Raw genomic sequence first — 13910 nt, 5'->3', positions numbered from 1 at the left:
CCGGGCTAGCATGGGAGGCAGTGCCCTGGCGCACCGCGGACCGCCGGCGCGCCCCCTCTTCCGGATGGAGGATCTGCAGATCATGTCCGAACGCATCTCCCGCCGCATCGCGGCGATCGCCCCCTCGGCGACCCTCGCCGTCGACGCCCAGGCCAAGGCCCTCAAGGCGGAGGGGCAGCCCGTCATCGGCTTCGGAGCCGGCGAGCCGGACTTCCCCACCCCCGCGCACATCGTCCAGGCGGCGGCCGACGCCCTCCACGACCCCTCGAACTTCCGCTACTCCCCCGGCGCGGGCCTCCCGGAGCTGCGGCGGGCCGTCGCCGAGACCACCGCGCAGCGCAGCGGCTGGCAGGTCGATCCGTCGCAGGTCGTCGTGACCAACGGCGGCAAGCAGGCCGTCTACGAGGCGTTCCAGGCCGTGCTGGACGAGGGCGACGAGGTCCTGCTGCCCGCCCCGTACTGGACGACGTACCCGGAGGCCATCCGCCTGGCCGGCGGCATCCCCGTCGAGGTCGTGGCGGGTGCGGAGCACGGCTACAAGGTGACGCCCGAGATGCTCGAGGAGAAGGTCACCGAGCGCACCAAGGCGATCCTGCACTGCTCCCCGTCCAACCCGACCGGCGCCGTGTTCTCCCCCGAGGAGACCCGGGCCCTGGGCGCCTGGGCGGCCGAGAAGGGGATCTTCGTGATCGCCGACGAGATCTACCAGCAGCTGACCTACGACGACGCCCCCTTCACCTCGATCGCCGGGGCCTGCCCCGAGCTGGGCGACAACGTCGTCGTCGTCAACGGCGTCGCCAAGACCTACGCCATGACCGGCTGGCGGGTGGGCTGGCTGATCGGCCCCGCCGACGTCGTGAAGGCCGTGGGCAACCTGCAGTCGCACCTCACCTCGAACGTCAACAACATCGCCCAGCGCGCGGCCGTCGCCGCTCTCACGGGGCCGCAGGACGAGGTGGCCGCCATGCGCGAGGCCTTCGACCGCCGCCGCCGCATGGCCGTCGAGATGCTCTCGGCGATCGAGGGCGTGACCGTGCCGGAGCCGCAGGGCGCCTTCTACGTCTACCCCGACGTCAGCGCCCTGCTGGGGCGCGATCTCGGCGGATCGCGCCCGCAGACCTCCTCGGAGCTCGCCCAGCTGATCCTCGAGCAGGCCCAGGTGGCCGTCGTGCCCGGCGAGGCCTTCGGCCCCTCCGGCTACTTCCGGCTCTCCTACGCCCTGGGCGACGAGGACCTGCGCGAGGGACTGACCCGCCTGCAGGACTTCCTGGGGTCGGCCCGATGAGCGCCGCCTCCGATCCCCGCACCGGCGCGGAGCGCCTCGGCGAGGCCGCCGCTGCGGCCGTCGGGGCCTTCGAGCGGATCCCGACCGCCGCGTGGACCACCGCCGGACTGATCGGCGGCTACGGCATCGCCCGGGCGAGCGGCGTGCGCTGGCTCGGCGGGGCCGCGCTGCTCGGAGCCGGCGCGGCCGCCGCCCACACCTGGTGGCACGAGGGCGGGGCCGCCGAGGCGGGCGTCCTGAGCACCGTCTACGTCCTCGGCTTCGGCCTGTCCCACCCCCTGGCCAGGAGCATCGGGGCCTGGCCGTCGGTGCTCGCGGTCACCGCCGTCTCCGGGGCCGCCTCCTGGGCCCTCGTCGACCGGCGCCGGAAGCCGCGGCGCGCCTGAGCGGACCGGCCGCCTCGCCGGTGCTCCCCGCGCGGCAGGAGGGGCCGCGCACCGTCGGTGCGCGGCCCCTCCTGCCGTCATCTCGTCCCCGTCGGCCGCCGCCGCCGCCCGTCCGCACGGGATCGCGGGCGGGCTCGCCGTCGGCCGGGTGATCAGTCGTCGACGGCGTCGCGGCCGCGGCGGACGATCTGCGGATCCGGAGGGTAGACGACCGACTCGTCCTTGTCCTCGTAGTCGAACTGGTTGAGGAAGAAGCGCATGGCGTTGAGGCGGGCGCGCTTCTTGTCGTTCGACTTGATCGTGGTCCAGGGCGCGTGGTCCGTGTCCGTGCGGCGGAACGTCTCCTCCTTGGCCAGCGTGTAGTCGTCCCAGCGGTCCAGCGAGGCGAGGTCGTTGGGCGAGAGCTTCCAGCGGCGGACCGGGTCGATCTGGCGGATCGCGAAGCGCGTGCGCTGCTCGTGCTGGGTCACGGAGAACCAGAACTTGGTCAGGTGGATGCCCGCGTCCACGAGCATCTTCTCGAAGACCGGGGCCTGCTTCATGAAGACCTCGTACTCCTCGTCCGTGCAGTACCCCATGACGCGCTCGACATTGCCGCGGTTGTACCAGGAGCGGTCGAACATCACGATCTCGCCGCTCGTGGGGAAGTGCTCGACGTAGCGCTGGAAGTACCACTGCCCCTTCTCCCGCTCGGTGGGCGTGCTCAGCGCCACGGTGCGCGCCGCCCGCGGATTGAGGTGCTCGGTGAAGCGCTTGATCGTGCCGCCCTTGCCGGCGGCGTCGCGGCCCTCGAACAGGATGATGTGCTTGAGGTCGTTGTCCTGGCCCCAGTACTGGAACTTGAGCAGCTCGATCTGCAGCCGGTACTTCTCGAGCTCGTAGTCCTCCCGCGACATCCGCTCGTCGTAGGGGTAGCCGCCCTCCCGCCAGGTCTCGACCGCGGATCCGCCCGGGTCGATGAGGTCGGGATCGGCCGTCTGCCCGTCCGTGACGGTGTAGCCCTGCTCGACGAGCTTGTCGATGAACTCGCGGAGGTTCTCCTGCGGCGCTTCTGCCATTGCGGCTCCCGTGGGCTGGGATCGCGGCGCACGGGCCGCGATCGTGGCGGTGGTCCCGCGGCACTGACATCGCCGCCGGACCGGTGGCTGTCCTGGGCCCATTCTAGTCCGCTCGAGGTGAACGGCTCCTGAACTGCGCCGGGACAGCGCCGCGGCCTGACCGCCCGACCCGCCCGCACCTAGGATGGAGGCAGACCCAGCGGCTGCCGCCGGGGGCCTGTGCGCCCCGGACGGCCACGAGCAGGAGGAGCGACACCCATGAAGATCGGTCTGCTGACCAGCGGCGGCGACTGCCCCGGACTCAACGCGGTCATCCGAGCGGCCGTCCTGCACGGCATCAAGACCTACGACCACGAGTTCGTGGGCTTCCGCGACGGCTGGCGCGGGCTGGTCGAGGGGGACATCATCGATCTGCCCCGCACCAGGGTCCGCGGCCTGGCCCGCGAGGGCGGCACCATCCTGGGCACCTCCCGCACCAACCCGTACGAGCACCCGCAGGGCGGGCCGGAGAAGATCTCGATCATGCTCGAGCGGCACGGGATCGACGCCGTCGTCGCCATCGGCGGTGAGGGCACCCTGGCCGGGGCCCGCCGGCTGGCCCTCGACGGGCTGCCCGTGGTGGGCGTGCCCAAGACCATCGACAACGACCTCATGGGCACGGACTACACGTTCGGCTTCGACACCGCGATCTCCATCGCGACCGACGCCATGGACCGCCTGCGCACGACGGGCGAGTCCCACCACCGCTGCATGGTCGCCGAGGTCATGGGGCGCCACGTCGGGTGGATCGCGCTGCACTCCGGCATGGCCGCCGGCGCCCACGCGGTGCTGATCCCCGAGCAGCGCACCAGCATGGACGAGGTCTGCCGCTGGGTGAGCGAGGTGCACGAGCGCGGGCGCTCCCCGCTGGTGGTCGTGGCCGAGGGCTTCATCCCCGAGGGCTTCGACGACGTCACCGCCGTGCACGGCACCGAGGCCGACGGCCGGCCCCGTCTGGGCGGGATCGGCGAGTACATCACCCGGCAGATCGAGGAGCGCACGGGCATCGAGACCCGCAACACGATCCTGGGCCACATCCAGCGCGGCGGCGCCCCCACGGGCTACGACCGGGTGCTGGCGACCCGCTTCGGCATGAGCGTCGTGGACCTGGTCCAGGACAAGCAGTGGGGCTACATGGTCGCGCTGCGCGGGACCGACATGGCCCGGGTCAGCTTCGACGAGGCGCTGACCGGGCTCAAGGCCGTGCCCCAGGAGCGCTGGGACGAGGCGAAGGTGCTCTTCGGCCGCTGATCCCGGCCGCACGCAGCGGCATCGGCCCCGCGATCACGAGGATCGCGGGGCCGATGCCGTGCGGGCATCCGCTCGGACGCGGGCGGGGGATCGGCTCAGGAGCGTCCGCCCGGCCTGCGCAGGAAGCCCTTCTCGCGCTGGACGACCTGGCCTGCGTCCGGCGGGACGACGACGGTCTGGGCCGCGGCCCACTCCTCGCGCGGTGCCGTGCTGTCCTGCTCCCGGTCGGCGGCCGATCCGGCGGCCTCGGCCGCGTCGTCGGCGCGCTCGCGCACCCGCAGCGGCGCCTGGGGATCGACGGAGCGCTTGATCACCGCCAGGGCGATGGGCCCGGCCTCGTGATGCAGCGCGGCGGAGCTCACCCGCCCGACGACGCGCTCCCCCGAGAGCACCTCCGCGCCGGCGCGCGGCAGCGTGTGCTCCGAGCCGTCGAGATCCAGGAACACGAGGCGACGCGGCGGGTGCCCCAGGTTGTGCACGCGCGCGACCGTCTCCTGGCCCTTGTAGCAGCCCTTGGCCAGGTGGACCGCGGTGCGCAGCCAGTCCAGCTCGTGCGGGACGGTGCGCTCATCGGTGTCCGCGCCCAGGCGCGGTCGCCAGGCCTCGATGCGCAGGGCCTCCCCCGCCCACGAGCCGGCGAGCTCCAGGCCGTCGGCGGCGGGGCCGGTCACGGCCTCGACGAGGCGGTCGCGAGGGATCAGGACCTCGTGCCAGCGGCGGTCCCGCCCGGGGTGGGACTCCTGCTCGCCGTAGGCCCACCCGCCCTCGGCGACCCCGGGCCACGGATCCTCCCAGACCAGCGCGCAGCGCCCGTCGGAGGGCTCCTGCGCAGGCGGCAGCAGGTGCTCGGGGACCTCGACGGCGCCGACGACCGCGATGTCGTCGCTGCGATCGGCGATCTCGACGCGCAGGGCGAAGCGCATGGACTCGAGCCACTTCCGCAGGGGCTCGGTCTCGTGCGGCTCGGTCACGAGCCACGCGGTCCGTCCGTCCTCGATGACGTGCGGAGCGTGCTCGACGCGGCCCTGCACGGAGAGGAACAGGGTCTCCGCGGACTCCCCGGGCCGCAGCCCCGTGAGCACTTGGGAGCTCAGGGTCGTGAGCCAGGAGAGGCGGTCGGGGCCGGTCACGGTCAGGACGCCCTTGTGGGAGAGGTCCACCACGGCGGCGCCGCGGGCCAGGGCCCGCTGCTCGCGGACGGGGTCCCCGTAGTGGGCGGCCGTCCCGGCGTCGAGGCCCGAGGCCTCGACCGCGCCGTGCACGGCCTCCAGAAGCGCGGACCGCCGCACCTGGGCGCGGGGCTCGGGTGCGGCGGCGTCGGTCGTGTCTGCGGTGCTGTCCGTCATATCCTCTTCAGCTCAGCCGAGGCGTGATTGCTCAGCGATCGGCCGTCGGCCGCCATGTCCCAGGCCCAGAAGAGGTCTCCGTTCACCAGGCCGAACATGCGGGTCGCGGCGGTGTACTGCTTGGCGCCCTCCGCGCGGACCACGGCGTCCGTGGCCAGCTGCATCCGCGGGCCGTCGATCTCCCCGACGTAGAGCTCGCTCACGCCGCCCGGGCGGCTGATCACGGCCAGCACGGGGAATCCCCCGTCCTCGCGGCGCAGGCCCTCGATCTGCTCGGCGGTGCTCAGCACCGGCTGCTCGGCGCCGGGCAGCAGTCCGGGGCCGGGATCGCCGTCCTGGAAGCGGCGGTCCAGCTGCAGGAACCCGTGCTCGATGCCGATGAGGCGCTCGGGGAGGCCGTCGTCGCCGATCAGGTGCGTCTCCGCGCGGTACTCCAGGAACGGGAGGCCGCTGTGGGCGAACTGGGCGTGCTGCCGGAAGGGGCGCTGCTCGACGTCTCCGTAGCCGACGAATCCGTCGCCCTGCCACTCGCCGATGAGCCAGGCGAAGGGGACGAGCTCGGCGGGGAGATCAGTGGGGATCTCGATGGGCACGGATTACATCTGCCCCTTGTAGAGGTTCTTGACCACGACGACGCCGATGACGCCGATCGTGATGATCGCGAGCGCGAGCAGGACCAGGAAGAAGATCTCGATGGCAAGAAGCATGGGCTCAAATTACCACGTGCGCCACGATCAGGCCCGCGAACAGGGCGGTGGGGCCCAGCAGCGCGACCGGCAGGACGCTCAGGGAGAGCAGCCCGCGCTTGGGCGCCCGCTCCGGGCCCGACATCAGCAGGCGGTAGCCCGCGACCCCGATGATCACGGCGGTCACCAGCCCCGGGACGACCACCATGGCCACCGGGGTGTCGCCCAGGTCGTGGAGATGCTGGGACAGCGCGATCCACCCCGAGGCGGACACGGCGGCCAGCACCCCCGCGGTCGAGGAGATCGTGGACTCGAGGCGGTGCTCGGAGCCCTCGCCGCGCACGAGCTCCGCCAGGAAGATCGCGATCAGCGCCATGGCGACGATCGCCGGGGCCCAGGTGAGCTGGTCCCCGCTGGGCAGCCAGGAGACGGCGGCCGCCAGGATCCCGCTGACCAGGATGATGATGCTGTGGCGGTAGCGGGCGCGGATGCCCACCGCCTGGGCCCAGCCCAGCGCCAGCACCACGCTCATGGCCGCCGCGAGCAGGAACGGGGCGATCCCCCCGGCGACGGCCGCGGCGAGCGCGAGGGCCAGCACGAGGGTCGCGCAGACCGCGATCGTGAGAACCTTCGTGCCCGCCCGCGGCGGACTCTTCGCCCGTGTCATGGGACCCCACGATAGTTCGCCCGCGGCCCCGCTCCGACCGTGACACCGTCCGCCCCTGTCGGGTGCGGCCGAGGGCCCCGGCGTCGGCGGCGCGCGGTCTCGCGGCCCGGCGCCCTGGGCGCCGGGCCTCCCGTCGTCGACGTGCGCATCGGCCGCTTCCGCGCCAAGCTGGGCCCGGACCGCGAGAAGATGGTCACGACCGTGCGCGGCGTCGCCTGCGGCCCGGCGGCCCTCCGCCCCGGGCCGGGAGCCGCGCACCGCGCCGCGACGAGCTCCCAGGAGGACCCCATGGACCGCATGAACGCATCCCCCGTCGAGCAGCCTGCGCCCGAGCCGGACGTGCTCGTCGGCGTCCGCGCCCTCGCCAGGGCCGCCGAGGACGCCGACGGCGACCCCCCGTTCTCGGAGCAGACCCTGATCGACCTGCGCACCGCGCCCGAGCGGGCCGCGCTGGCCCTCGCCCCGGATCCCGATGACTCGATCCCCCGGGCCGCCGCCGTCGTCCTGGCCGCCCGGGAGGCCGGAGCCCCCGCTCTGCTCGAGGCCGTGGTCCGCCCCGAGCACCGCGGCGCCGGGCTCGGCCGCGCGGTCGTGGAGACCGCGCTGAGCTCCGCGGACGGGCCCGTCGACGCCTGGTCGCACGGCGATCATCCCGCCGCCCGGGCGCTGGCCGGCGCCCTGGGATTCGAGCCGGTGCGCGAGCTGCACCGCCTGCTGCGCACGACGAGCGCCGATGACGAGCAGCCGGCCGTCGAGCTGCCCGACGGCGTCGTCATCCGCCCCTTCGAGGTCGGCGCCGACGAGCAGGAGCTGCTGCGGGTCAATGCCGCGGCCTTCGCGGATCACCCCGAGCAGGGGCAGCTGAGCCTGGCCGACCTGCGCGAGCGCGAGGCCGAGGACTGGTTCGACCCTGCCGGGCTGCTGCTGGCCGTCGAGCGGGAGGACCCCGCGCGGATCCTCGGCTTCCACTGGACCAAGCGGCACCCCGCCTCCGGCGGCGAGCCGGCCCGCGGGGAGGTCTACGTGGTCGGGGTCGATCCCGAGCAGCAGGGACGCAGCCTCGGCCGGGCCCTCACCGCGGCGGGGCTGCGTCATCTCGGCGATCAGGGCCTGGCCGAGATCCTGCTCTACGTGGATGCCGAGAACCGCGCCGCCTTCGGGCTCTACGAGTCGATGGGCTTCGGGCGCTGGCACGTGGACGTGATGTTCTCCCGCGCCTGAGGGCCCCTCCGAGCCGCGGTCCCGGACCACGGGATTCGGCGGATACCATGACTGCGCCCCGCCGCCGGGACCCGTCCGGTCCCGGCGGCAGCGCACGGCGCCCGGCGCAGGACGGCGCACCGCACGAGGAGAGGACCCGGAAGAGCCGCCATGGTCAAGAACGCAGATCGGCTGGCCTACCGCACGACGGAGCGCACACCCGACACCGAGGCCTCCGTGCGCGCGGCGGGCTGCCTGTGCTGGCGTCCGGCGGGCCGCGGCGGCATCGAGCTGCTGATCATCCACCGGCCGCGCTACGACGACTGGTCCTGGCCCAAGGGCAAGCAGGAGGACCAGGAGACGCTGCCCGAGACCGCGCACCGCGAGGTCCTCGAGGAGGTCGGGCTCGACGTCCGCCTGGGCGTCTCGCTGCCGGGGATCAGGTACCGGGCCAAGAGCGCAGAGAAGCACGTCCACTACTGGAGCGCCGAGGTCGGCCCCCAGACGACGGCGCGGGCCGACGGCGACGAGGTCGACCGCCTGGAGTGGGTCTCGCCGCAGCGCGCGCGGAAGCTGCTGACCAACAGCTCGGATCTCGTCCCCCTGGACCGGCTCGAGCAGCTGCACCGCGCCGGCGATCTCGCCGTCCGCCCGGTGATCCTGGTCCGCCACGCCAAGGCCAAGCCGCGCTCGTCGTGGTCGCGCCCCGAGGGCGACCGTCCCCTGGCCGCGACCGGCAAGCGCCAGGCCATGGCCGTGACCCGCCTGCTCAATGTCTGGACCCCGCAGCGCGTGGTGACCTCCCCGTGGCTGCGCTGCCTCTCCACGGTCACGCCGTACGCCCGGAACGCGGGCCTGAAGCTCAAGGAGAAGCCGCAGCTCACCGAGGCCGCGCACAAGCGCAAGCCCGCCAAGGCCGCCGCGGTCGTGGAGTCGCTGTTCGACAAGGAGTCCTCCGCGGCCCTGTGCACCCACCGCCCCGTGCTGCCCACGGTCCTGCGGGTCCTCAGGTCCCGGCTGAGCCCCGAGCTGCGCGGCATCCTGCCGGATCAGGACCCGTATCTGGCCCCGGGCGAGATGATCGTGCTCCAGGTCTCGCGCCGCCACCGCCGGCGCGTGATCTCGGTCGAGATCGTCAAGCCCTTCGACGACTGAGCACCCGCCCCCAGCAGGAAGCGACACCGACGTGACCGAGACCACCGCGACGACCGCGGCCGACGGGACCGACGACACCGTCCCGACCCCGTACGAGGACCTGCTGCGCGAGGTCATGGCCGACGGCGCCCGCAAGCCCGATCGGACCGGCACCGGGACCCGCTCCGTGTTCGGCCGCCAGATCCGCTACGACCTCTCCCGGGGCTTCCCGCTGCTGACGACCAAGCGGGTGCACTTCCGATCGGTCGCCCTCGAGCTGCTGTGGTTCCTGCAGGGCTCCTCCAACGTGCGCTGGCTGCAGGAGCGCGGCGTCACCATCTGGGACGAATGGGCCGACGAGAACGGCGATCTCGGGCCGGTCTACGGCGTGCAGTGGCGCTCCTGGCCCACCTCCGACGGCGGCACGATCGACCAGATCGCCCGGGTGGTCGAGTCGATCCGCACGAACCCCGGCTCCCGCCGCCACGTGGTCACGGCGTGGAACCCGGCCGAGGTGGACGAGATGGCCCTGCCCCCGTGCCACGCCCTCTTCCAGTTCCACGTCGAGCCGCAGCAGGACGGCCCCGGGAGGCTGTCCTGCCAGCTCTACCAGCGCTCGGCGGACATGTTCCTGGGCGTCCCGTTCAACATCGCGTCCTACGCCCTGCTCACGATGATGATCGCCCAGCAGACCGATCTGGAGCCCGGCGACCTCGTGTGGACCGGCGGCGACGTCCACGTCTACGACAACCACGTCGAGCAGGTCGAGCGGCAGCTGGCCCGCGCGCCCTACCCGTACCCGACGCTGCGCTTCGCACGGCGGCCCCGGGACGTCTTCGGCTACGAGCTCGAGGACCTGGTCCTCGAGGGCTACCGGCACCACCCCGGGATCAAGGCTCCGGTGGCGGTCTGATGCCCGCGCCTCGGCTCAGCGCGATCTGGGCGCAGACCCCCGGCGGCGTCATGGGCCGCGACGGCGGCATGCCGTGGCACCTGCCCGAGGACCTGGCGCACTTCAAGGCGACCACGCAGGGCCGGCCGGTGATCATGGGCCGGCGCACCTGGGAGTCGTTCCCGCAGCGGTTCCGCCCCCTGCCCGGACGCACGAACGTCGTGGTCACGTCGCGTCGCGACGACCCCGAGCTGCTCGCGGAGCCCCGCGCGGACGGCACCGCGGTCGTCGCGGCCGGATCATGGCCCGAGGCCGTCGACGCCGCTGCGGCGGCCCCGGGCGGCGAGCACATCTGGGTGATCGGCGGCGCCCGGCTCTACGAGGAGGCCCTCGCGGACCCCGACCGGCGGGTCGATCACGCCGTCGTGACGGTCATCGACCTCGACGAGCCCGGCGACACCCTCGCGCCGGTGCTGGAGAGCCCGTGGCGGCGCGTCGAGCGCGGCGAGGACCGGGTCTCGCGCACGGGCCTGCGCTGGCGCGTCGAGCACTGGCGCCGCTGATCCCGCGGCGCCCGCACCGGTAGCATGGTGCCCAGCACCGCACCGACGGCCGAGCACGGCCGGTCCGGGGGCTCCGTCGGAGCCGGCCGGATCCGACGGACAGGAGGCCCCCATGAGCGCCCCGCAGGATGCCCCGGACGGCATCGAGCACCCGCAGCCGCGGATCCACGAGGACCCGCAGCTGCATCTGGTCGACAACACCGGCAGCGGCCGGATCGAGCTGTGGCTCGACGACACGCTCATCGGGTTCGAGGGCGTCGAGCGCCGCACGGACGGCACCCTCGAGCTGCAGCACACGATCATCGACGAGCGCTGCAGCCGGCAGGGCTACGCCCGCACGCTGGTCACCCTGCTGCTCGAGAGCTGCCAGGCGGCCGGCGTCCTGGTGCGCCCCACCTGCACCTACGTCCAGGACTACCTCGAGCGGTTCCCGCAGTTCCGCGCGGTCGTCGCGGACTGATCGGCCGCGATCTTCGGCCCGCCCCGCATCGCGGGGCCCGCCGTGGCCCCCCTACACTGGGGCCATGACCACCGATCACAGCTCCGCACCCGCCGTCGGCCTCGTCGGATGGCGCGGGATGGTCGGCTCCGTCCTCATGGACCGCATGCGCGCCGAGGGCGACTTCGCCGACATCCAGCCCGTCTTCTTCTCGACCTCCTCCCCCGGGTCCCCGGCCCCGGCGATCGAGGGGCTCGGCGACACGGGCGTCCTGCAGGACGCGGACGACGTCGAGGCGCTGCGGAAGCTGCCGATCATCGTGACCGCCCAGGGCGGCGGCTACACTTCGCAGATGCACCGTCGGCTGCGCGAGAGCGGGTGGGACGGGCTGTGGATCGACGCCGCGTCCACGCTGCGCATGGAGGACAGCTCCGTCATCGTGCTGGATCCCGTGAACCGCGACGTCATCGACGCCGCGCTGGCCGGGGGCACCAAGGACTTCGTGGGCGGCAACTGCACGGTCTCGTGCATGCTCATGGGGCTGGGCGGCCTGTTCCGCAGCGGCCTGGTCGAGTGGGCCACCTCGATGACCTACCAGGCCGCCTCCGGCGGTGGCGCCCGGCACATGCGCGAGGTGCTCCGGCAGTTCGGCGATCTCGGCGACGCCGTCTCGGCCGAGCTCTCGGATCCGGCCTCCGCCATCCTGGAGATCGACCGGAAGGTCCTCGAGGCCCAGCGCTCGGGCGACCTCGATGCCGAGCAGTTCGGCGTCCCGCTGGCCGGCTCGCTCATCCCCTGGATCGACGCCGACATGGGCGATGGCCGGTCCCGGGAGGAGTGGAAGGCCGAGAAGGAGACCAACAAGATCCTGGGCCGCTCCGGCGAGCGGACCATCCCGATCGACGGGCTGTGCGTGCGCATCGCCGCCATGCGCTCGCACTCCCAGGCGCTGACGCTCAAGCTGACCGAGGACATCCCGGTCGAGGAGATCGAGCGGCTCCTGGAGGCCGACAACGAGTGGGCCGCGGTGGTGCCGAACGAGAAGGAGGCCTCGATGAGCGGGCTGACCCCCGTCTCGGCCTCCGGCTCGCTGCGGATCCCGGTGGGGCGCCTGCGCAAGATGTCGATGGGCCCGCAGTACCTCTCGGCCTTCACGGTCGGCGACCAGCTCCTGTGGGGGGCCGCTGAGCCGCTGCGCCGGATGCTCCGGATCGCGGTCGGGGCCCTCTGAGCCCTTCCCGCTGATCCCTGCTCGCTCCGGGGAGCCCCGGCACGCCGCCGCAGCGGGAGTCAGGCCCCCGGCGGGTCGTTGCGCGCGCCGCTGCGGACGGGGCGGCCCCTGCGCTGCGCCTCGGCTGCCTCCCCGGCCCTCTGCGAGCGCTCGGCGGGCCCGGAGACGCACCAGCGCCACCAGCCCACCAGACGGGTGTCGCGCCACCACGCCCACAGCCGCGCGAGCTGACGCAGCGCCCAGCCGTTGAGCCGCTCCGCCCAGGTGAACTCGAGCGACCACACGCCGATGCCCAGGAAGACGAACAGCCACCCGGGCCCGGGGATGAACCACATGACCACCCCGGCGGCCAGCAGCGCGAAGCCCACGATCGAGACCGTCCCGATGACCAGGACTCGGCGCAGCCGGGAGCCGCGGTGGGACCAGTCCTGGAAGGCCCGCAGCCGCCGTCGGAGGGGATGGTTCTCGTCCTGGCCGCGCTGGATCTCCTCGCCGAGCTCCGTCCCGGGCCGCTGACGGGGGTCGGCGGCGGCCTCGGTCTCCGCGGCGGGCCGGACGGGCGCCCCGGGATCCGGCTGCGGGGGCCCGGGGGCGGGCCCGCTCACAGCGAGAAGCCCACCATCACCGGCTCCGGCACCAGGCGGATGCCGTAGGCCTCTGCCACGCCGTCGCGCACGGTGCGCGCCAGGGCCTCAACGTCGGCCGCGCTGGCCTCGCCGCGATTGGTCATGGCCAGGGTGTGCTTGGTGGACACCGCGCTGCGGCCCCGTGCCACGTCCTCGCCCTCCAGACCCAGTCGCTCGTTGCGCGTGCCGGGCAGGCCGAAGCCCTTGCCGAAGCCGGACCGATCGATCAGCCAGGCGGCCGAGAGCTTCGTCTGCCCCTCGACCGGCGCCCCGGCGCCGTCGACGACGGGGAAGCGCGGGGCGTCGGCCGGCAGCAGCTGCTCGGCGTCGTCGACGGCCACGATCGGATTCGTGAAGAACGACCCGGTGCTGAACGTGTCCGGGTCCTGCGGGTCCAGGACCATCCCCTTCGAGCCGCGCAGCCCGAGCACCGTCTCGCGCACGGCCCGCAGGGGCGCGCTCTCGCCGACCGCGACCCCCAGGGCATCGGCCAGCTGGCCGTACTGGACCGGGGAGGACGCCGTCCCGGCGACCAGGCGGAACGCGACCTCGAGGACGACGTAGCGCGGGGAGCCGGACTCGGTCGTGCGCTTGAGCAGCGAGTCCCGGTAGGCGAACTCGAGCTCGTCGGCCGTGAAGCCGCGCACCTCGGCGTCGCGGCGGTCCCACACGCGCACGCTCTCGATGGTGCGCGAGACCTCGCTGCCGTAGGCGCCGACGTTCTGCACCGGCGTGGCCCCGGCGGTGCCGGGGATGCCGGACAGCGCCTCGAGGCCCACGAGCCCCTGCTCGACCGTCTGCTCGACCACGTCGTCCCAGGAGTGGCCCGCCTGAACGGTCACGAGCGCCCCGGTCCCCTCGGCATCCCGTGCGACGGCGACCCCCTGGGAGGTCAGGTGCACCACGACGCCGTCGAACCCGTCGTCGCCCACGAGCAGGTTGGAGCCGCCGCCCACGAGCAGCACCGGGCGCCCGGCGGCATCGGCCTCCTGCACAGCGGCGATGATCTCCTGCTGGCTCCGCGCGCGGCGGTACTGCCCCGCGGGCCCGCCGATCCGGGTGGTGGTCAGCTCCGAGAGCTCGGGACGATCCGCAGAAGTCATGGCA

General features: G+C 73.6%; 15 protein-coding genes. 9 read left to right on the top strand and 6 right to left on the bottom strand.

All coding sequences use genetic code 11. From position 1 onward, the window contains the following. Positions 1–82: 82 nt before the first annotated feature. Positions 83–1285, top strand: a complete 1203-nt coding sequence (locus FSY66_RS03525; RefSeq protein ID WP_186304382.1) for a pyridoxal phosphate-dependent aminotransferase — start codon at positions 83–85, stop codon at positions 1283–1285. After that, complete coding sequence (locus tag FSY66_RS03520; protein ID WP_144791306.1) at positions 1282–1671, top strand: hypothetical protein; 390 nt, start codon at positions 1282–1284, stop codon at positions 1669–1671. Before FSY66_RS03525 ends, FSY66_RS03520 begins: the two co-directional genes overlap by 4 nt. Positions 1672–1823: 152 nt before the next feature. Here FSY66_RS03520 and ppk2 read toward each other — a convergent pair whose 3' ends face one another. Then, positions 1824–2729, bottom strand: coding sequence for a polyphosphate kinase 2 (ppk2, locus tag FSY66_RS03515; protein ID WP_144791304.1), 906 nt, complete (start codon positions 2727–2729; stop codon positions 1824–1826). Between the two features lie 258 nt (positions 2730–2987). Here ppk2 and FSY66_RS03510 point away from each other — a divergent pair, with 258 nt between their 5' ends. Continuing rightward, the gene (locus FSY66_RS03510; RefSeq protein ID WP_144791302.1) at positions 2988–4019 is read left to right on the top strand and encodes a 6-phosphofructokinase; all 1032 of its coding nucleotides are present in this window, start codon (positions 2988–2990) and stop codon (positions 4017–4019) included. Between the two features lie 95 nt (positions 4020–4114). On the opposite strand, the gene ygfZ is transcribed toward FSY66_RS03510, so the two are convergent. From ygfZ to FSY66_RS03495, 3 genes are all read right to left on the bottom strand, one after another. After that, the gene (gene ygfZ, locus FSY66_RS03505) at positions 4115–5365 is read right to left on the bottom strand and encodes a CAF17-like 4Fe-4S cluster assembly/insertion protein YgfZ (protein ID WP_144791299.1); all 1251 of its coding nucleotides are present in this window, start codon (positions 5363–5365) and stop codon (positions 4115–4117) included. Next, the gene (locus FSY66_RS03500; protein WP_144791297.1) at positions 5362–5958 is read right to left on the bottom strand and encodes a heme-binding beta-barrel domain-containing protein; all 597 of its coding nucleotides are present in this window, start codon (positions 5956–5958) and stop codon (positions 5362–5364) included. Before FSY66_RS03500 ends, ygfZ begins: the two co-directional genes overlap by 4 nt. A 118-nt stretch (positions 5959–6076) precedes the next feature. Continuing rightward, positions 6077–6718: a hypothetical protein gene (locus FSY66_RS03495; RefSeq protein WP_144791296.1), complete on the bottom strand. Its 642-nt coding sequence runs from the start codon at positions 6716–6718 to the stop codon at positions 6077–6079. Between the two features lie 141 nt (positions 6719–6859). Here FSY66_RS03495 and mshD point away from each other — a divergent pair, with 141 nt between their 5' ends. From mshD to asd, 6 genes are all read left to right on the top strand, one after another. Then, entirely contained in the window at positions 6860–7939 is a 1080-nt protein-coding gene (gene mshD, locus FSY66_RS03490; RefSeq protein ID WP_472650218.1) for a mycothiol synthase, read from the top strand. A gap of 150 nt (positions 7940–8089) precedes the next feature. Continuing rightward, complete coding sequence (locus FSY66_RS03485; RefSeq protein ID WP_144791294.1) at positions 8090–9073, top strand: NUDIX hydrolase; 984 nt, start codon at positions 8090–8092, stop codon at positions 9071–9073. Positions 9074–9188: 115 nt separating this feature from the next. Then, on the top strand, positions 9189–9965 hold the full coding sequence (locus FSY66_RS03480; RefSeq protein WP_144791589.1) for a thymidylate synthase: 777 nt from the start codon (positions 9189–9191) through the stop codon (positions 9963–9965). Continuing rightward, positions 9965–10507 carry a dihydrofolate reductase gene (locus FSY66_RS03475; protein ID WP_144791292.1) on the top strand — a complete coding sequence of 181 codons (543 nt, stop codon included), beginning with the start codon at positions 9965–9967 and terminating at the stop codon, positions 10505–10507. The genes FSY66_RS03480 and FSY66_RS03475 overlap by 1 nt, the downstream gene beginning before the upstream one ends. A 112-nt stretch (positions 10508–10619) precedes the next feature. Beyond that, the gene (locus FSY66_RS03470) at positions 10620–10967 is read left to right on the top strand and encodes a GNAT family N-acetyltransferase (protein ID WP_144791290.1); all 348 of its coding nucleotides are present in this window, start codon (positions 10620–10622) and stop codon (positions 10965–10967) included. A gap of 64 nt (positions 10968–11031) precedes the next feature. Continuing rightward, positions 11032–12177, top strand: a complete 1146-nt coding sequence (gene asd, locus FSY66_RS03465) for an aspartate-semialdehyde dehydrogenase (protein WP_144791288.1) — start codon at positions 11032–11034, stop codon at positions 12175–12177. A 59-nt stretch (positions 12178–12236) separates the two neighbouring features. Here the strand turns inward: asd and FSY66_RS12770 are convergent, their stop codons facing one another. Further along, positions 12237–12782, bottom strand: coding sequence for a PGPGW domain-containing protein (locus tag FSY66_RS12770; protein WP_260853422.1), 546 nt, complete (start codon positions 12780–12782; stop codon positions 12237–12239). Then, on the bottom strand, positions 12779–13906 hold the full coding sequence (locus tag FSY66_RS03455; protein WP_144791286.1) for a UDP-N-acetylmuramate dehydrogenase: 1128 nt from the start codon (positions 13904–13906) through the stop codon (positions 12779–12781). The genes FSY66_RS12770 and FSY66_RS03455 overlap by 4 nt, the downstream gene beginning before the upstream one ends. Positions 13907–13910 lie beyond the last annotated feature (4 nt).

Source organism: Kocuria palustris (assembly GCF_007666205.1).
GTDB lineage: Bacteria > Actinomycetota > Actinomycetes > Actinomycetales > Micrococcaceae > Kocuria > Kocuria palustris_A.
Note: the sequence above shows the minus strand (reverse complement) of the source record. Positions and strands in the feature narration are given on the sequence as shown.

Coding starts and splice junctions, on each gene's coding strand:
- FSY66_RS03525 (WP_186304382.1), top strand. CDS start 83: ATGTCCGAACGCATCTCCCGCCGCATCGCGGCGATCGCCCCCTCGGCG.
- FSY66_RS03520 (WP_144791306.1), top strand. CDS start 1,282: ATGAGCGCCGCCTCCGATCCCCGCACCGGCGCGGAGCGCCTCGGCGAG.
- ppk2 (WP_144791304.1), bottom strand. CDS start 2,729: ATGGCAGAAGCGCCGCAGGAGAACCTCCGCGAGTTCATCGACAAGCTC.
- FSY66_RS03510 (WP_144791302.1), top strand. CDS start 2,988: ATGAAGATCGGTCTGCTGACCAGCGGCGGCGACTGCCCCGGACTCAAC.
- ygfZ (WP_144791299.1), bottom strand. CDS start 5,365: ATGACGGACAGCACCGCAGACACGACCGACGCCGCCGCACCCGAGCCC.
- FSY66_RS03495 (WP_144791296.1), bottom strand. CDS start 6,718: ATGACACGGGCGAAGAGTCCGCCGCGGGCGGGCACGAAGGTTCTCACG.
- FSY66_RS03485 (WP_144791294.1), top strand. CDS start 8,090: ATGGTCAAGAACGCAGATCGGCTGGCCTACCGCACGACGGAGCGCACA.
- FSY66_RS03480 (WP_144791589.1), top strand. CDS start 9,189: ATGGCCGACGGCGCCCGCAAGCCCGATCGGACCGGCACCGGGACCCGC.
- FSY66_RS03475 (WP_144791292.1), top strand. CDS start 9,965: ATGCCCGCGCCTCGGCTCAGCGCGATCTGGGCGCAGACCCCCGGCGGC.
- FSY66_RS03470 (WP_144791290.1), top strand. CDS start 10,620: ATGAGCGCCCCGCAGGATGCCCCGGACGGCATCGAGCACCCGCAGCCG.
- asd (WP_144791288.1), top strand. CDS start 11,032: ATGACCACCGATCACAGCTCCGCACCCGCCGTCGGCCTCGTCGGATGG.
- FSY66_RS03455 (WP_144791286.1), bottom strand. CDS start 13,906: ATGACTTCTGCGGATCGTCCCGAGCTCTCGGAGCTGACCACCACCCGG.